This window comes from Streptomyces sp. BBFR25, from assembly GCF_044590125.1.
GTDB lineage: Bacteria > Actinomycetota > Actinomycetes > Streptomycetales > Streptomycetaceae > Streptomyces > Streptomyces canus_D.
In genome coordinates, this window is the sequence record NZ_CP172447.1 from 825,814 (window position 1) to 843,883 (window position 18,070).

12 protein-coding genes and 1 pseudogene are annotated in these 18,070 nt (G+C 72.1%); 5 read left to right on the forward strand and 8 right to left on the reverse strand.

What is annotated here, in order from left to right; genetic code table 11:
• Window positions 1–4 precede the first annotated feature (4 nt).
• Genes ACGH52_RS03515 through ACGH52_RS03535 form a run of 5 tightly spaced genes read right to left on the reverse strand, consistent with a single transcriptional unit; the run spans window position 5 to window position 5,495 of the window.
• On the reverse strand, window positions 5–1,534 hold the full coding sequence (locus tag ACGH52_RS03515; protein WP_399937498.1) for a sulfatase-like hydrolase/transferase: 1,530 nt from the start codon (window positions 1,532–1,534) through the stop codon (window positions 5–7).
• On the reverse strand, window positions 1,531–2,532 hold the full coding sequence (locus ACGH52_RS03520) for an aliphatic sulfonate ABC transporter substrate-binding protein (RefSeq protein WP_399937501.1): 1,002 nt from the start codon (window positions 2,530–2,532) through the stop codon (window positions 1,531–1,533). Before ACGH52_RS03520 ends, ACGH52_RS03515 begins: the two co-directional genes overlap by 4 nt.
• A gap of 20 nt (window positions 2,533–2,552) precedes the next feature.
• Window positions 2,553–3,365, reverse strand: a complete 813-nt coding sequence (locus ACGH52_RS03525; protein WP_399937503.1) for an ABC transporter ATP-binding protein — start codon at window positions 3,363–3,365, stop codon at window positions 2,553–2,555.
• The gene (locus ACGH52_RS03530) at window positions 3,362–4,243 is read right to left on the reverse strand and encodes an ABC transporter permease (RefSeq protein WP_121702058.1); all 882 of its coding nucleotides are present in this window, start codon (window positions 4,241–4,243) and stop codon (window positions 3,362–3,364) included. Before ACGH52_RS03530 ends, ACGH52_RS03525 begins: the two co-directional genes overlap by 4 nt.
• Window positions 4,230–5,495, reverse strand: coding sequence for an ROK family transcriptional regulator (locus ACGH52_RS03535; protein ID WP_171987538.1), 1,266 nt, complete (start codon window positions 5,493–5,495; stop codon window positions 4,230–4,232). Before ACGH52_RS03535 ends, ACGH52_RS03530 begins: the two co-directional genes overlap by 14 nt.
• 236 nt (window positions 5,496–5,731) lie before the next feature.
• On the opposite strand from ACGH52_RS03535, the pseudogene ACGH52_RS03540 reads away from it, so the two are divergent.
• The 3 genes and pseudogenes from ACGH52_RS03540 to ACGH52_RS03550 all read left to right on the forward strand — a co-directional run bounded on the left by ACGH52_RS03540 (window position 5,732) and on the right by ACGH52_RS03550 (window position 10,062).
• Window positions 5,732–7,078 (forward strand): annotated as a pseudogene (locus ACGH52_RS03540) (family 43 glycosylhydrolase).
• Between the two features lie 153 nt (window positions 7,079–7,231).
• Complete coding sequence (locus tag ACGH52_RS03545; RefSeq protein ID WP_399946619.1) at window positions 7,232–9,394, forward strand: SpoIIE family protein phosphatase; 2,163 nt, start codon at window positions 7,232–7,234, stop codon at window positions 9,392–9,394.
• The gene (locus ACGH52_RS03550) at window positions 9,391–10,062 is read left to right on the forward strand and encodes a CBS domain-containing protein (protein ID WP_059298800.1); all 672 of its coding nucleotides are present in this window, start codon (window positions 9,391–9,393) and stop codon (window positions 10,060–10,062) included. Before ACGH52_RS03545 ends, ACGH52_RS03550 begins: the two co-directional genes overlap by 4 nt.
• Before the next feature lie 83 nt (window positions 10,063–10,145).
• Here ACGH52_RS03550 and ACGH52_RS03555 read toward each other — a convergent pair whose 3' ends face one another.
• Window positions 10,146–12,392, reverse strand: coding sequence for an MMPL family transporter (locus tag ACGH52_RS03555; protein ID WP_399937507.1), 2,247 nt, complete (start codon window positions 12,390–12,392; stop codon window positions 10,146–10,148).
• Window positions 12,393–12,585: 193 nt separating this feature from the next.
• On the opposite strand from ACGH52_RS03555, the gene ACGH52_RS03560 reads away from it, so the two are divergent.
• Entirely contained in the window at window positions 12,586–13,320 is a 735-nt protein-coding gene (locus ACGH52_RS03560) for a TetR/AcrR family transcriptional regulator (protein ID WP_121701379.1), read from the forward strand.
• Window positions 13,321–13,363: 43 nt separating this feature from the next.
• Here the strand turns inward: ACGH52_RS03560 and ACGH52_RS03565 are convergent, their stop codons facing one another.
• Window positions 13,364–14,299, reverse strand: a complete 936-nt coding sequence (locus tag ACGH52_RS03565; protein WP_121701378.1) for a LysR family transcriptional regulator — start codon at window positions 14,297–14,299, stop codon at window positions 13,364–13,366.
• Window positions 14,300–14,406: 107 nt separating this feature from the next.
• On the opposite strand from ACGH52_RS03565, the gene ACGH52_RS03570 reads away from it, so the two are divergent.
• Window positions 14,407–15,720, forward strand: coding sequence for an aspartate aminotransferase family protein (locus ACGH52_RS03570; protein WP_399937511.1), 1,314 nt, complete (start codon window positions 14,407–14,409; stop codon window positions 15,718–15,720).
• A 64-nt stretch (window positions 15,721–15,784) separates the two neighbouring features.
• Here ACGH52_RS03570 and ACGH52_RS03575 read toward each other — a convergent pair whose 3' ends face one another.
• Window positions 15,785–18,004: an MMPL family transporter gene (locus ACGH52_RS03575; protein WP_121701376.1), complete on the reverse strand. Its 2,220-nt coding sequence runs from the start codon at window positions 18,002–18,004 to the stop codon at window positions 15,785–15,787.
• Window positions 18,005–18,070 lie beyond the last annotated feature (66 nt).

Sequence of the window (18,070 nt, forward strand, 5' to 3'; positions counted from 1 at the left end):
CCTGCTACGCCTTGTACGTGGACTCGTCGAGCCCGCTCAGGGTCGGGTCGTGTCCCACCTCGCCCACGTCGTACATCGACGTCATCCAGTGGTAGAAGTTGTCGCCGCGTGCCCGCAGGACGTCGTACAGCCGGCGCATCATGCGGCCGCGGACCTCCGCACGCTCCGGATGGGCGTAGACGTTCTGCAGTTCGTCCGGGTCGGTGTGCAGGTCGTACAGCTCGTTGACGGAGTCGGGGTTGACGACGAGTTTGTAGCGGTCCTCGCGCAGCATGCGCTGCGGGTAGGGGAAGTGGTGGCCGTGGAACTCGCAGACGATGTCCTCGTCCCACTCCACCGCCTCGCCCCGTACGAGGGGCAGCAGGCTGCGCGAGTCTACGGCGGGTTTCGGGTCGAGGCCCGCCAGTTCGAGGATGGTGGCGGTGCAGTCGAGGAGGCTGACGAACTCGTCGCGCACCTGGCCGCCGGGGGCGCCCGGGACCCGGAGCAGGCCGGGGGTGCGGTAGATGTCCTCGTACATCGCGGGGCCCTTGTCGTGCAGCCGGTGCGAGCCGGTGAACTCGCCGTGGTCGCAGGTGAAGAACACCGCTGTGTCGTCCACGAGGCCGAGCCGTTCCATGGCCGCCATGACCCGGCCGATCTGCTTGTCGATGAGGGCGACGTAACCCCAGTAGACGGCGATGAGCTTGCGGGTGGTCTCGATGGGCATCGTGTCGAAGGTCCAGTGCGCGCTGTAGTTGCGCTGGACCGGGGGTTTGCCCTCGAAGGTCTCGGACACCGACCGCGGCAGCTCCACGTCCGCGGGGTCGACCAGGTCGAAGTACTCGTCGGGCAGGATGTACGGCAGGTGCGGTCCGAAGAAGTGCAGGGCCAGGAAGAAGGGCTGGTCACGTTCGTGGGCGTCGGCGGCGTACCGCTCCAACTGCTCGATGGCGCGGGTGGCCAGGTAGTGCTCGAAGGTGGCCTCGACGGGCTGGTGCAGCCGGGCGGCGAGCAGGTTGCCGGGGCCGCCGTTGGGCAGGGTGCCGCGGACGCGGTCGCTGATCTCGTACGGGGGCAGTCCGCGTTCGGTGAGGTAGGCGAGGTAGTCCGGGTGGTCGACGGGGTTGTGCCAGCCGGGCAGGTCGGGTCCGTCGAAGCCGTAGTCGGCCGCCGTGCGCCGGTTTCCGGCGTGCCACTTGCCGAACAGGCCGCAGTTGTAGCCGTGTTCACGCAGGGCGCGGGAGAAGGCGAACTGGTCCTCGGCCAGGTCTTCGAGGTAGCCGACGTTGCGTTCGTGGTTGGCGAGGAGCTTGTGCCGGAAGGGTGCCTGGCCGGTCAGGAGACTGGCGCGGGCCGGGGTGCAGATGGCGGTGGGGGTGTACCAGCGGTCGAAGCGGGTTCCCGTGGCGGCCAGTTCGTCGAGCGCGGGGGTGTGGGCCAGCGGGTTGCCGTAGGCGCCGAGCGTGTCCGTGCGGTGCTGGTCGGTCATGAGGAAGAGGATGTTCTTCCGGGACGCGCCGGGCCGGGGACCGGGCTGGTTCGCTTGCGTCACTTGCCCGCTCCCGTGAAGAGGTCGCCGGTGTAGTAGGTCTTCGGGTCGACGGGCTTGTCGAGTTTGCCGGCGTCGACGAAGTAGTCGTTCATGCCCTTGAGCCAGGTGACGACGGTGCCGTCCCGGGTCAGCTTGTCCAGCTCCGCCACGCTGAGCACCTTGTTGTTCGCGGCGTCCGCCTTCACCTGGTCGACGGGGATCTTCAGCTTGTCGGCGGTGAGCTCGATCGCCTCGTCGGTGTGCTCGGCGCGGAACGTCATGGCCTCGCGCAGCACGGCGAGGACCTTCTTGGTCTTCTCCGGCTGGTCGGCCACCACCTTGTTGCCCGCGACGAACGCCGTGGGGAAGGAGACGTCCTCTTCGAAGTCGGCGTTCTTGGCGAGTTCGACCAGGTCGGGGACCTGCTTCTTGATCGTCGCCGCGGCCGGGTACCAGAAGCCGGCGCCGTCGACCTGGTGGGAGGAGAAGGCGGAGACGATGGTGGACGGGTCCATGGGGACGACCTTCAGGTCCTCCTTGGTCATCCCGGCCTTCTCCAGGGCGAGGGAGAGGATCATGTCGCCGGAGGTGCCTTCGGGCACGGCGACGGTTTTGCCCTTGAGCTGCCGCATCGAGGTGATGCCCGGCTGGGCGAGGACCCGGTCGGAGTTGCCGAGGGTGTTGATGGCGACGACCTTGGCCTGGCCGGAGGCGGGGAGCCACATGGCGCCGGGGCCTATGTAGCCGAAGTCGAGGTTGTCGGTGCCGAGGGCCTGGATCTGCAGCGGCCCGTTGGTGAAGACCTTGGCGTCGGCGGAGAGCCCGTGCTTCTTCCACAGGCCCTTGGCCTCGGCGATGGCGATGAGGCTGGCGCCGTTGAAGTCGTTGATGTAGCCGAAGCGCACCTTGTCCGAGGAGCCGCCGGAGGACGAGCCGCCGCCGCATGCGGCGAGCAGCGCCAGCGCGGCCACGCCGACGAGGGTGGTGGTGAGGCTTCTGCGGGTGAGGGCGGGTGACATGGCGGTGAGTCCCTTCCGGGTCACGACGTCGGGGAGGGGGAACCGGAAAGGGCGGCGGTGCGGCCTTCCTGGTGGTAGACGGAAGTCCACACGCGGTTGCGCAGCGCGGCGAACTCGGGGCTGAGCCGGAACGCCTCGTCGCGCTCGACGCCGGGGTCGACGTCGACGACGTCGTAGACGCGTCCGGGGCGGGCGGCCATCACGATGACCCGGTTGGCCAGGAACACGGCCTCGTCGACGTCGTGGGTGATGAACAGGACCGTGCGCTTGTCCCGGCTCCAGGTCTTGAGCAGCTGTTCCTGGAGCTTGACCCGGGTGAGCGCGTCGAGGGCGCCGAAGGGTTCGTCCATCAGCAGGATCGAGGGGTCGACGGCGTAGGCGCGGGCGATGGCGCAGCGCTGGCGCATGCCGCCGGAGAGGGTCTTGGGGAGCGCGTCGGCGAAGCGTTCCAGTCCGACCAGTTCGATGAAGTGCTTGGCCCTCGACCGGCGTTCGGCTTTCGGGACGCCGGTGGTCCGCAGGCCGAACTCGACGTTCTGCCGCACGGTCAGCCAGGGGAAGAGGGCGTACTGCTGGAAGATGACGCCGCGCTCGGGTCCGGGGCCGAAGACCGGGGCGCCGTCCACCAGGGCGCGGCCGGAGGTGGGCGTCTCCAGTCCGGCGAGGATGTTCATCAGGGTGCTCTTGCCGCAGCCCGAGGGGCCGACGACGGTGACGAACTCGTGGTCGGCGATGTCGAGACAGACGTCGTCGAGGGCGGTGAAGGTCTCCCGGCCCAGCGCGAAGGTCTTGGTGACGTGCTGGACGGAGATCTTGGCGGGTGTGCTGGTCATCGGCGTTCCTGCCATCGGGTGAGCCTGCGTTCGGCGAGGAGGAGGACGCGGTCCATGAGGAGACCGAGGATCCCGATCGAGATGAGCCCGACGAAGATGGTCGGGAGGTCGTAGTAGAGCTGGGCGTTCTGCATGCGGTAGCCGAGGCCCTCCTGGGCGGCGATCAGCTCCGCGGCGACCAGGGTGGCCCAGGCCGAGCCGAGGCCGACCCGCATGCCGACGAGGATGAAGGGGGTGGACGCCGGCACCACCACGCGGGCGAAGATCGTGGCGTCGCCCGCGCCCAGCACCCGGGCGGCGTCGATCAGGGTGCGGTCGACGTTCACCACGCCCTGGAAGGTGGAGATCACGCAGGCCAGGAACGCGGCGAGGAAGATGACGAAGATCTTCGGGGTCTCGTCGATGCCCATGGCGACCACGGCCAGCGGGATGATCGCCAGCGGCGGGATGGTGCGGAAGAACTGGACCCAGGGTTCGATCAGTCCGCGCAGGATGCCGTACCAGCCCATCAGGAAGCCCACCGGGACGGCCACGGCCGTGCCCAGGGCGAAGCCGACGAGGACCCGGGTCAGGCTGGCCAGCGCGTCGTCGGCGAGCGTCCCGTCGCTGATCAGCGTGGCGGCGCGGTCGACGACCTCGGGGGGTGTCGGCAGCTTGAAACCGGCGGACGCGAGGGCCCACCAGATGGCGATGCCGAGCGCGACGGACACGGCGTTCAGGGCGAGGGGCAGCCCGCGCCGCCGTGAACGCGGCCGTTCCGGCGCGGACTTGGCGACGCCCGCCGTGGTGTCGCCCGCTTCGGCTCCGGGCGGGGCGCCGGACCCCTGCTCGGGCCGCGGCTGCCGCTGGTCGGCGCTCCGCTTGTCAAGGACGGACATGGGCGGCTCCTTCGGTGGCGGAGTCGGGTGCATCGGAACGGCCCTTCACGTCGGCGGTTTCGGGATACCTCGCCAGGAGGGGTGAGCTGTGGAAGACCGCGGCGAGCGCGCCGATGGCGCCGTCGTCGTCGGAGAGCCGGGCCGCGGCCACGACGGGACCGGCGGACGCGGTCGGGAAGATCTCGGCGGCGAGGGTGGCGGCGACCTGTTCCACGAGGACGGGCGCCAGCCGGGTGATCTCGCCGCCGATGACCACCTTGGCCGGGTTCAGCATCATGGTCGCGGCGCCGACCACCCGGCCCAGTGCCCCCGCCGCCTCCCGCAGGACCCGGTCCACGACGGGGTGGGCGCGGCGCACGGCGGCCGCGAGGTCGTCCAGGTTCTCCAGGCGCAGGCCGAACTCCCAGCAGGCGGCGAGGATGCCCGGCACCGAGGCGACGGTCTCCAGACAGCCCCGCTTGCCGCACCGGCAGGGGCGGCCCGCCGGTTCGACGGTCACGTGCCCCAGCTCCCCGGCCAGTCCGGACGAGCCCGTCACCAGCTGGCCGCCGACGACGAGACCGCCGCCGACACCGTCCGACAGCCGCACGTACACCAGGTCGGCGACGCTGTCGGCGCCGCTGATCGCCTCGGCGAGGGCGGCGAGGCGGGTGTTGTTGTCGACGATCACCGGGGCGTCGAAGCGTTCGGCGAAGGCCACGTCGACGCCTTCGGGCGCCGGGCGCAGGACGGTGGTCCCCGTGGTGGCGCGGGGCCAGGCCGCCCCCTCGGGGGCCGGGTAGGGGCCGGGTACGCCGATGCCGATGCCCTGCAGCGCCCCGTAGTGGACGCCGGCCTCGCCGCTCAGCCGGTCGACCAGGTCCAGGGCCAGTTCGGTGCGGGTCCCCCAGGTCGCGGTGTCCTCGTACCGGACGGAGCCGGAGACCATGACCTCGTGCGCGGCGTCGGCGACGACGACGTGCACGCGGCGGTGGCCGAAGTCGACGCCCATGAACTGCGCCGACGCCGGGTCGAGCGCCAGCCGTTCGGCCGGTCGCCCGCTGCCCTCGCGGCGGGAGGCGTCGGTGTCCACGACGACGATGGCGCCTCGTTGCAGGAGGTTGCCGGTGATCTCGGACAGGGTGGTGCGCGACAGGCCCACGACCCGGGCGATCTCGCCCCGGCTCATGGCGCCGTTCTCCTGCAGCGCACGCATGACGCGCTCTTCGTGGGTCCGCCTGACCAGTGCGTGCACTCCGCTGGGCATCTGCATGCCGGTCAAGGTAGGGAGGCTCGATTATTCCGTCAACACTCCGACAGAAAGATGCAATGAAGCGTTCACAATGCCTGGTGGGAAGCGGCCCGGGTGTGGCGCTCGCACGCGATTATTCGTCCGCCCTGTTGACGTAAATGTGCGGGCGTTCGCATGCTGTGCGCCATGCCCCCGTCCCGCGGCTCGTGTGCCGCGCCCCGGTCCCCGGACGGGGACGACGAAGGAGAACCCGACTGATGACCGATGCCGAGTACGGACTCCACCGCCGATCCCTGCTGGCCGGCGCCGCCGGTGCGGGGGCGGCGTTCACCCTGCCCGCGGGCGCCGCACAGGCGGCTCCCGCCGCTCCCACGGCGGCCGGAGGGTCCCGGCGGCACCCGCGGAACTGGCCCGACCCCGAGCCGTACGGCGCCGCGGACACCCGGGCCGACCTGTGGCCGAGACAGGACAACTCGTTCGTCCTCCCGCTGGAGCTGCGCCCTCGCGACGAGGAGCGCGGCACGGTCTGGATGCGCGACACCTACGTCAACTGCTTCGTCGTCGACGGACGCCCCCTCTACGTCGCCACCGGCACCACCCGGGTGCCCGGACTCGACGTCGCCGCTCCCTGGAACGACGGCATCTTCGTGTGGCTGGCACCCTCCCTCAAGGGCCCGTGGCGGCTGGCCGACACGACCGGCATCCGGCCCGGGGCGGAGCGCGGCAAGGTGTGGTCGCCCGAGTTCGCCGGGGAGAACCGGCCGGGCCGCACGGTCGTCGCGCCCTAGCAGGAGTACTGGTACGACGAGCAGTTCGGCAAGCGGGGCCAGGCCTGGGCACCGGAGCTGCACCACTTCCGCGGCACCTGGTACATCGTGGCGTGCATGGGCGACCACTCCCGCAAGGTGGGCTCGTTCATGCTGGTGAGCGAGGGCGGCGTCGAGGGACCGTACCGGCTGGTCGAGGGGAACCTGGAGAAGCCCTTCGGCGACTCGTTCATCGGCGGGCCGAAGTTCATCGAGCCCGGCGCCTACCACCACATCGACGGCGGCCTCTACTCCGAGGGCGACGACGCGTGGCTCGTGCTGCACAACGACCTGTACGCGAAGTTCCGGGACGACATGGAGGACATCGTCACGACGACGGACCTGCCCCGGTTCCAGCAGACGCCCTACTCCCCCGAGCCGTATCTGGAGGGCGCCTACGTCTTCAAGTACCGCGGCAAGTACCACCTCGTCCACGCCGCCTGGGACCGCACGTCCGTCAACGCCGACGGCACCGTCCGGCACGCCTACGACGTGCCCGCCGCCGGGCGGGTGCAGTACCAGTACGACGCGGTCGTCGCCGTGGCCGACCGGTTCGAGGGCCCGTACACGAAGCGGTACACCGCTGGTGTCGGCGCCGGTCACAACAACTTCTTCGCCGATCACCGCGGCGGCCTGTGGGCGACGTACTTCCTGAACCCGGCCGCCGGTTACTGGTCCGGCGCCTCGCGCGTCGCCCAGGCCGCGGTGCCCGGTGTCGTACGGCTCGAATGGACCGGCCCGGCGGACGGCCGGCTGTACGTGAAGCGCGCGCCCGGAGGGCCCGGCGACCGGGGCTGAGCAGGGGCGACGCCCGGGCCGCCGCCCCTCGCATGCCGTCGCGGCGGTACGGGCGTAGTGTCCAGATATGGGTGGTGTTCGGGGTGGCCGGCGTCGGGCAGCCCTGCCGACGTGGACGCGGGCGGACCGATGGCGGACGCGGGCGGACCGCTGATGGACTCCGCGATGGCGGCCGTGGTGCGGGCGAGCGGTGCGTTCGGAGGAATCCTCTACGTACTGCCACCGGGCGAGAGCGCAGTGTGGCAGGTCCTGGTCACAGGGCTCCCGCAGGAGATGGCCGCCCCGTGGCGGCGCGTCGGGCTGAAGGATCCGATGCCCGTGGCGGACGCCGTCCGCGAGCGCCGTCTGGTGTGGGCGGGCGGCCGCGAGGAGATGGCACGCGAGTATCCGCGGCTGGCGCTCGTCCTGCCGTACGACTTCGGGCTGGCGGCCGCACCGCTCGTCTCCGGCAGCGCCGTCCGGGGCGGGCTGGTGCTGCTGTGGCCCGGGAGTCACCCCGCGCGGCTGAGCGCCGGTGAACAGGACGTCGTCCGGGCGGGCTGCCGCCGCCTGGGTGACAGCCTGCAGCGGGCGCTCGACCGCGGTGAGTCGCTCCTGCCACCGGACCGGCCCCGGACCCTGCCGCCCGCGGCCCCGCGCACCCCCTCCCCCGCCGAGGCGACCGCGCTGTCCGCGTTCGTGGACCGCCTGCCCGGCGGATCGTGCGCTCTGGACCTGGACGGGCACCTCACCTTCGTCAGCCCCGGGGCGGCCGAGCTGCTCGGCGTCGACCGGTCGCTGCTGGTGGGCGCCCTGCCCTGGGAGGCGCTGCCCTGGATGGATGTGCCGCACGTCGAGGACCGCTACCGGGCCGCGCTGGTCAGCCGCAGACCGCAGACCTTCACCGTGCTGCGCCCGCCGGGGACGTGGCTGTCCTTCGAGCTGTACCCGGACGCCACCGGGCTGAGCGTGCGCATCACCCGCGGCAGCCCGGACGCGGAGGCGCCCCCGTCCCGGTCGGTCCAGACCTCGGGTCCCAGCCGTGCCACCGTGCTCTACCACCTGATGCACCTGGCCTCCACCCTGACCGAGGCCGTCAGCGTGCAGGACGTGGTCGAGCAGACCGCCGACCAGCTGATGCCCGCGCTCGGAGCGCAGGGCATGGTGGTGATGGCCCCGGCGGAGGGCCGGCTCAAGGTCGTCGGGCAGCGCGGCTACAGCCCGGAGCTGCTGAGGCGCTTCGACGGGACGCCCCTCACCGCGGCCCTCCCCGGCGTCGACGTCATGGCCACGGGGGTCCCGGGGTTCTGGACGACCTTCGAGGAACTCCACCAGGCCTATCCCGCCATGACGCACGAGGACGGGATGGCCGCCTGGGCCCTGCTGCCGCTGATCGCCTCCGGCCGCCCCATCGGCTCGCTGCTGCTCTCCTACCGGCGGCCCCACGTCTTCCCGCCGGGCGAACGGGCCGCCCTCACGTCGCTGGCGGGCCTGGTCGGGCAGGCCCTGGACCGCGCCCGGCTCTACGACGCCAAGCACGACCTCGCCCACCGCCTGCAGTCCGCCCTGCTGCCCCACACCCTCCCCGACGTGCCCGGGCTGAACGTCGCCGCCCGCTACCTCCCGGCCGCCCGGGGCCTGGGCATCGGCGGCGACTTCTACGACGTCATCCGGCTCGACGAGCACACCGCGAGCGTCACCATCGGCGACGTGCAGGGGCACAACGTGGACGCGGCGGCGCTCATGGGGCAGGTCCGCACCGCCGTGCACGCCAACGCCACCGTGGGGGCTCCCCCCGACCGCGTCCTGGCCCGCACCAACCGCCTGCTCACCGACCTGGACCCCGACCTGTTCACCAGCTGCGCCTACGTCCACCTCGACCTCGCCACCCACCGCGCCTGCGTGGCGCTCGCGGGGCACCCGCCGCCCCTGCTGCGCCACGCGGACGGGCATGTCGAGCCCGTGCACGTGCCGCCCGGACTGCTGCTGGGCATCGAGCGGGACGCCTGGTATCCCGCGCTGGAGTTCCCGCTGCCGCCCGGCAGTGTGCTCGCCCTCTACACCGACGGACTCGTCGAGGCGCCCGGGGTCGACCTCGACGACGCGATCGCGGCCCTCGCCGGGCTCCTGGAGCACGGCGACCCCGGCGACCTGGACGCCATGGCGGACGCCCTCATCCGGCACGCGCCCACCCCGGGGGACGACATCGCCCTGGTCCTCGTCGGGCCGCCCGCCCGGACGGCCGGGCACTCCCGGGGCCACTCGATCGTTTTCCCGGGCAAGAAGGACGAACGCCGGTCGAGACGGGCCGGCAGCGGAGGAGAAGACCCTTCATGAAACACCAGAGGGTGCGCGATCTGATGAGCGACGCCGTGGTCCGCGTGCAGCGGGGCACCCCGTTCAAGGAGATCGCCCACCTGCTGCTGGAGTACGACATCACCGCGGTGCCGGTCGTCGACGGGGAGAACCGCCCCGTGGGGGTGGTGTCGGAGGCGGACCTCCTGCAGAAGATGTGGGGCGGGGAGCCCGACGGTTCCCCGGAGCACGCCGAGTGGTCCAGGGCCTCGGCCGCCAAGGCGGGCGCCACTGACGCGGACGGGCTCATGACCTCGCCCGCGCTCTCGGCCCGGGAGGACTGGAGCGTCGTGGACGCGGCCCGCGTGATGGCGCGGCACCGCATCAAACGGCTCCTGGTCGTGGACGAGGACGGGCGGCTCGCCGGGGTCGTCAGCCGGAGCGACCTGCTGCGGGTCTTCCTGCGCACGGACCGCGCGATCCGCACCGAGATCATCGAAGAGGCCCTGGTCAAGGCGCTCGGTCTGGCGCCCTCCTCGGTGCAGGTGGATGTGACGCACGGTCATGTCGTGCTCAGCGGGCGGCTTCCCGACCATGTGTCCGCCCCGCTGCTCGAGGAACACTGCCGGAGCGTGGACGGTGTCGTCGCCGTGGAGTTCCGGCCGGCCGGCGAGGCCGGTGCCGAGGACGCGGCGGCCGTCGGTTCCTGACCTGCCCCCAGGCGAACTCCCGCCCGTGCCCGCTTCCCGGGGGAGGGGACGCGGACACGGGCGGAGTGCGGGGCCGGAGCGGATCAGACTCCGGTCGAGTCCTTCACCCCGGACGGCTGGGCCGGCGGCGCCACGGCGGGGGCCGGCGCGGGCGCGGGGCCGCCCTCGCTGAGACCGAACCGTCCGTGGAACCGGCGCAGGAACGGCGGCGCGTACCAGGCGGACCGGCCGAGCAGGCGCATGGCGGCCGGTACGAGGACACCGCGTACGGCGACGGCGTCGATGAGGATGGCCAGTCCGCTGCCCAGCCCGAACATCTGCATGAAGCTGATCTTCGCCGTCCCGAAGGCGAAGAAGCTCACCGCGAGCAGACAGGCCGCCGCGGTGACGATGCGTCCGGTGTGGCCGAGGCCGTCGGTGACGGCCGTGCGGGTGTCCGCGCCCTGGTCGTGCAGCTCCTTGATCCGGCTGGTGACGAACACCTCGTAGTCCATGGAGAGGCCGAAGGCGATGCAGAACATCAGCACCGTCATGGACGCCTCCATCGGCTGCGGTGTGACGCCGATCAGCGAGGCCAGGTTGCCGTCCTGGAAGATCCAGGTCATGACGCCGAGAGTCGCGCCCAGGCTGATCACGTTGAGGACCAGCGCGCGCAGCGGCTGCACGACACTGCCGGTGAACAGGAAGAGCAGGACGAACGTGGTCAGGGCCACCAGGCCCAGGGCGAGCGGGAGCCGGCCGCTGATGGAGTCCTTGGAGTCGACCAGTTCGGCGTCCCCGCCGCCCACCAGCGCCTCGGTCCCGGCGGGCGTCGCGACGGCGCGCACCTCGTGGACCAGTTCCTGCGCCTGCTCCGACCGGGGCGCGAGGCCGCTGACGACGGTGACGCGCTGGGCGTCGGGGCGGCTGAGGGCCGCGTTGCCGGGACCGGTCGCCCTCGGCTCTCCCTTCGTGTAGGTGCCCGTGCCGGTCTCGACCCGGACCACGCCTTCGAGACCGGACAGTTGGGCCGCGTAGGAGGCCGGCGGTGCCTCGTCCACGGAGGCGTCGATGACGACGTGGAGGGCGGCGGCGTCGTTGCCGTCGAACTTCTCCCGCAGCACGGAGGCGACCTGGCGGCTCTGCGCGTCCTCGGGCAGCACGCGTTCGTCGGGGGTGCCCAGGGTGATGCCCAGCAGCGGGCTCGCCGCCACCAGCAGGACGGCCAGCACGGGCAGCGCGGTGAGCGCGGGACGCCGCATCACGGCGCCGGCCAGCCGTCCCCACAGGGGCGCCCGGGTGGCGGCGGTGCGTGCGCGCCTGGCCCACGGCAGCCGCCCGCTGTTGACCCGGTGGCCCAGGACGACGAACAGGGCCGGCATCACGAAGAGCGTGCCGACGGCGGCGATGGCGACGACGCCGACCCCGGCGTAGCCGAACGAGCGGAGGAAGTACTGCGGGAAGACCTGGAGCGCCGCGAGCGCGACGGCCACGGTGGCGGCCGAGAAGGCGACCGTGCGGCCGGCGGTGCGCACCGTGTGACGGACGGCGTCGTCCACGGTGGAGCCGGTCGCGAGCCGCTCCCGGAACCTGCTGGTCATCAACAGGGCGTAGTCGATGCCCAGGCCGAGTCCGAGGGCCGTGGTCAGGTTGGTGGCGGACACGGACACGTCGACGAAGCCGCCGAGCAGGGCGAGTTCGGCGAAGGTGCCCGCGATGGCGATGACCGCGATGGCCAGCGGCAGGAGGGCTGCGACCACGCTGCCGAAGACGACCAGGAGCAGCAGGAGGGTCAGCGGTACGGCGATGGCCTCGGCGAGCACGAGGTCCTTGGGCGTCTGCGTCTCCATGTCGTTGCCGACGGCGGTGCCGCCTCCGGCCCGGACGCCGAGCCCGCCCTCGTGGGGTCCGGTGTAGTCGTCGATGACGGTCTTGGCGTTCTCCCGCTGCTGGGTCTCGTCGCCCTTCACATGGGCGAGCACCAGGGCCTCGCGGCCGTCCTCGGAGCGCAGGGCGGGCTGCTTCGCGTCCCAGTACGAGACCACGTTCTCGAGGTTCGGGTCGTCCCTGAGGTCGGCCACCAGGGCCCGGCCGCCGCGCTCGGCCTCCGGCGCGTCGACGCGCGACTCGGGGGCGCGGACCAGCAGGACCAGGTTCGTCTCCCCGCCGAACTTCTCCTCGATGGCCTTGGAGGCCCTGGTGGACTGGGAGGCCGGGTCGTCGTAGCCTCCCCCCTTCAACTTGCCGAACGCACCGGCTCCGACGGCGCCCATGAGCGCCACGGCCACGACGGCGACGACGAGTACCAGCCGGGACCGGCGGATCGCCAGTTCGGCTATGCGTTCAAACACGCACGTTCTCCCTTGTTCCTTGCGGTGAAGACGGTGAAGACGACGGAATGCGGCCGGAGTCGGGGCCTCAGGAGGGCCTGCGTCGCCGCACCACGACGTTAGTGAGAGGCCGTGCGCTTTGGCAGTGTGAGATTTACCTAACAGTGTTCGGCTTCTTGACGCCCCGTCAGTCGGGCCGCCCTAGGATCGCCGCATGTCCGCAGACCGGCACACCACCACGGCCCCCGTCTCCCTGCGCGAGCGGCGCCGCAGCGCCGCGGCCCGCGAGATACTCGACGCCGCCGAGCAGCACATCGGCCGGCACGGGCCCGCGGCCCTGTCGCTGCGCGCGGTCGCCCGCGGTCTCGGCATGACCGTGCAGGCGCTCTACCACTACTTCCCGAACCGCGACGCCCTCGTCACCGCCCTGATCACCAAGGCGTACGGCGACCTGTCCGACGCGTTGCAGGCCGCCGCCGACGGCGCGGGCGAGGACCCCCGCGCACCGCGCCTGGCCGTGGTGGCCGAGGCCTACCGGGACTGGGGCGTCGCCCACCCGGAGCGCTTCCAGCTGCTCTACGGGACGCCCCTGCGGTACTACGCGGCACCCGCCGAGGGGCCGACCACGCAGGCGGTCCGCCGGATGGGTGCAATCTTCCAGCGCGAACTGTTCGCCGGATTCACCCCGGCGCAGCTAGCCGCGGCCGAGGTCCCCCCGCTCTCACCCCCCTACCGGGAGCATCTGGAACGGCTCCCCGTGCACGCCCAGGGCGATCTGCCGCCCGCCGCGGTCTCCCTCTTCCTGAGCGCGTGGGGCCACGTCCACGGCCTGGTCGTCCTGGAGGTGTTCGGGCACACCGCGTTCCTCGGCGACCATCAGGCGGAGGTCTTCCGCACGTCGGTCCGGATGCTGCTGGAGGACGTCCACCGCCGCATCCCCGCGGCCTGACCGAGCGCCGCGCTCTCAGCGGTGCCGGTCGCCGTCCCGGCCCTCAGCCGTCCCGGCCCTCGCCGGAGGAATCGGGGGCCGACAGGGCCTCGATCTCCGGGTGGTCGCGCAGCGCGGCGATGACCGCGTTCACCGCGGCGCGCCGCGGGGTGCCGCGCCGGACCACGACGGCGACGTTGCGGTGCACCGGCGGGCTCAGCCGCCGGGTGACGACGGCGTGGTCCGCCGTGACCGCGAGGGCGGGCAGCAGGGCGATCGAGCCGGTCGTCTCGACGTGCCGCAGCAGCATGAGGTAGTTGCTGAACCGGCAGGCCACCCGGGGTTCGAACCCCGACTCGCGGCACAGCCGGACGGTCAGGTCCGCCATGTACGACTGCGGCCGGTCGCAGGCCCAGGTCTCCTCCTTGCACGCCGTGAGGCTCACCGCGGTGCGCGAGGCCAGCGGATGGCCCTGCGGCAGCACCAGGACGACCGGGTCGCTGCCGAGCGACATGACTTCGAGGTCCGCGCCCCACGTCAGGCCGGTGTAGTCGGTGGTGGTGACGATGACGTCCGCCTCGCCGGAGCGCAGGGCGGGGCCGCTCTCGTGCGGCTCCATCTCCACGAGTTCCAGGCGCAGGTGCGGATGGGTGGTGGCCAGCCGGTTCGCCGCCGGGACGGCGAGGCTGTAGATCGCGCTCTGGAACACGGCGAGCCGCACGGTCCCGATGGGCTCGTCGTTCAGGGCGCGCAGCTCGGCCTCGACGTCGGCCATCCGGTCCAGGATCTCCCGGCCCCGGCGGGCCAGCAGGAGTCCGGCCGGGGTCAGCCGCACCCGCCGCCCGGTCCGCTCGATCAGCCGGCACCGGGTCTCGGTCTCCAGCACCGCCAGCTGCTGGGAGACCGTCGACGCGCTCAGGTGCAGCGTGTCGGCGACCGCGCGGACGGTACCGAGCGTGTCGAGCTGGCTGAGCAGATGCAGTCGTCCGGAGTTGAGCACGCTGTGATGCTACGGCGCAAACCCGGCTTTCTGTACGGTTCTGACGTACAGCAGCGTCGATTCTGTGCGATGGACACGCGCAGCGGCGCTTCCCTACCGTCGTTCGCATGCCTTCCGAGACTTCCGGCGCCGACCCGGGGCGCCACCTGATCCGTTACTCCGGCCACGCACCCTTCTCGCCGGAGGTCGTCGTGCGTGCCGCGGGCACGTCCGTGTTCACGGAGAGCGGCCGCGAGCTGCTGGACTTCACGTCCGGTCAGATGAGTGCCATCCTCGGGCACTCCCATCCGGCGATCGTCTCGACGGTGCGCGAGCAGGTCGCGCACCTCGACCACCTGCACAGCGGCATGCTCAGCCGCCCGGTCGTCGAGCTGGCCCGCCGGCTCGCCGGGACGCTGCCGGAGCCGCTGGAGAAGGCGCTGCTGCTGACCACCGGGGCGGAGGCCAACGAGGCCGCGGTGCGGATGGCGAAGCTCGTCACCGGCCGCCACGAGGTCGTCTCCTTCGCCCGGTCCTGGCACGGCATGACCCAGGCGGCCGCGAACGCCACCTACAGCGCCGGGCGCAAGGGCTACGGCCCCGCCGCGCCGGGCAACTTCGCGCTGCCGGTGCCGGACCGCTACCGCCCCTCCGTCGTCGACGCGGACGGCGAGCTGGACTGGCGCCGCCAGCTGGACCTGGGCTTCGAGATGATCGACGCCCAGTCGGTCGGCAGCCTCGCCGCGTGCCTGGTCGAGCCGATCCTGTCCTCGGGCGGCGTCGTCGAGCTTCCGCCGGGCTATCTCGCCGCCCTGGCCGACAAGTGCCGCGAGCGCGGCATGCTGCTGATCCTGGACGAGGCCCAGACGGGGCTGTGCCGGACCGGCGACTGGTACGCCTTCGAGCACGAGGGCGTCGTCCCGGACATCCTCACGCTGTCCAAGACGCTGGGCGCGGGACTGCCGCTGGCCGCCGTGCTGACCAGCCCGGAGATCGAGCGGCGGGCGCACGAGCGGGGCTTCCTGTTCTTCACCACCCACGTCAACGACCCGCTGCCCGCCGCGGTGGGCAACACCGTCCTCGACGTCCTGGTCCGCGACCGGCTGGACGAGCGGGCACGCACGCTCGGGGCCGCGCTGCGGGAGGGCCTCGACAAGCTCGCCGCCCGCCACCAGGTCGTGGGCGACGTCCGCGGCCGCGGGCTGCTGCTGGGCATGGAGCTGGTCGGGGACGACGTGCTGGGCGAGGGCGGAGCCGACCGGCTCGGCGCCGCCGTCACCCGGCGCTGCTTCGACCTGGGTCTGCACATGAACATCGTCCAGCTCCCGGGAATGGGCGGGATCTTCCGGATCGCGCCCCCGCTGACGGCGAGCGACGACGAGATCGCCCGCGGCGTGGCCGTCCTCGACCAGGCGCTCACCGACGCCACCGCGGACCTGTAGCACCGAAGGCCCCGGTGGCCTGGGTTTCCAGGTCACCGGGGCCGCACGTGAGGTGCCGGGGATGTCAGACCCCGGCCGTCTCCGGCTCGCGGGTCGGCTCGGCGGGCGCGGCGGTGTCGCCCAGCTCCCGGTGCAGCTTCTCGCCCTCGACGTCGACGTTCGGCAGGACGCGGTCCAGCCACTTGGGCAGCCACCAGGCCTTGGTGCCGAGCAGGGCGAGCACCGCGGGCACGATGGCCATGCGGACCACGAAGGCGTCGAAGAGCACCGCGATCGCGAGGCCGAAGCCCATCATCTTGATCATGGCGTCGTTCTCCAGGATGAAGCCGGAGAAGACGCTGATCATGATGATCGCGGCCGCCGCCACGACCCGGCCGCCGTGGGTGAAGCCCGTGGTGACGGATTCGGCGGCGGACTGTCCATGGACGTACGCCTCGCGCATTCGGGTGACGAGGAAGACCTCGTAGTCCATCGCCAGACCGAAGACCACGCCGATCATGAAGATGGGCATCATCGACATGATCGGGCCCGGCTGGTCCACGCCGAACACGTCGGCGAGCCAGCCCCACTGGAAGACCGCGACCACCGCGCCGAGCGCCGCGGCCACCGAGAGCAGGAAGCCCAGGGCCGCCTTCAGCGGGACGAGGACCGAGCGGAAGACCAGCATCAGGAGGAGGAAGGCGAGCCCGACGACCAGCGCCAGGTAGGGCACGAGCGCGTCGTCCAGGGTCTGCGAGAAGTCGATCGTCATCGCGGTGGCGCCGGTGACCAGCATGGTCGCGCCGGTGTCGGCCTTGATGCCGCCGGACAGCGAGCGGATGTCGTGCACCAGCGACTCGGTGGCGACGTCACTCGGGCCGGTCTTGGGCACCACGGTGAGGACGGCGGTGTCGCCCTCCTCGTTGAAGCTGGCCGGGGTGACCGCCGCGGCCTTCCCCAGTCCGGTGATCTTCTCGCTCACGGCGTCCGCGGCGGCCTTCGGGTCGTCGGCGTCGCGCGCGTCGACGGCGATCATGAACGGGCCGTTGAATCCTGCGCCGAAGGACTCGGACAGCATGTCGTAGGCCTTGCGCTGGGTGGTGTCGGGGGCCGAGCTGCCTTCGTCCGGCAGGCCCAGTTCCATGCCGGCCGCCGGTACGGCGATCACGCCGAGGCCGAGGACCGCGGTCAGCAGCACGGTGACCGGGCGCCGCTGGACGAAACGGGCCCAGCGGGTGCCCAGCTTCGGCTTGCCGGAGGCGGCCCGCGCCCCGGCGGGTGCCTTGCGGTCCTTGCGGCTGAGGGCCTTCTTGCCCGCGAAGCCGAGCAGGGCCGGGGTGAGCGTCAGGGCGATCAGCACGGCGATGCCGACGGTGGCGGCTGCGGCCAGGCCCATCTTGGTGAGGATCGGGATGTTGACGATGGCGAGCCCGGCGAGGGCCACGACGACGGTGAGTCCGGCGAAGACGACCGCGGAGCCCGCGGTGCCGACCGCGCGTCCGGCCGCCTCCTCGGGGGCGCGGCCCTCGGCTATCTCGGCCCGGTAGCGGGAGACGATGAACAGGGCGTAGTCGATGGCGACCGCGAGGCCGATCATCATGGCGAGCGTGGAGGTGGTGGCGGACAGCTCCAGGGTGCTGCCCAGCGCCCCGATGGCGGAGATGCCGATGCCGACACCGATGATCGCCGAGAGCAGCGGCATACCGGCCGCGACCAGTGAGCCGAAGGTCAGCAGGAGCACGATCGCGGCGACGCCGATGCCGATCAGTTCGGCGGTGCCGCCCATCTCCTGCTCGGCCACGACCGCGTCGCCACCGGTCTCGACGGTGTACCCGCCCGCGCGGGCGCTGTCGGTGGCGGCGGTGAGCGAGTCCCGGGCCTCGTCGGTCAGCTCCATCGCGTTGACCTTGTAGGTCACGGAGGCATAGGCGGTGGTGCCGTCCTTGCTGACGGCGTTCGCCTTGAACGGGTCGTCCACCGAGGCGACCTGCGGTCCGGCCTTCAGGTCGGCGACCAGGTCCTGGACCCGGTCCTTGCCGGACCCGTCGGATATCTTCGCGCCCTCGGGAGCACGGATCACGACGCGGGCCGTGGCGCCCTCGGCGCTGGCGGCCGGGAACTGCTCGTCGAGCAGGTCGAACGCCTTCTGGGACTCGGTGCCCGGCATGGAGAAGGAGTCTTCGGGCGGGGCCGGCGCGGCGGACGAGGCGACGCCGGCGCCCACGAGTAGGGCCACCCACAGCAGGGCGACGAGGCCGCGGCGCCGGAACGCCCTCCGGCCGAGTCGATAAAGAAACGTAGCCACCTTTTGGACCAATCCGTCGGGTTACGGGCAGGACGAAGACCCGGCACATGGGGGGAAGGCGGACGC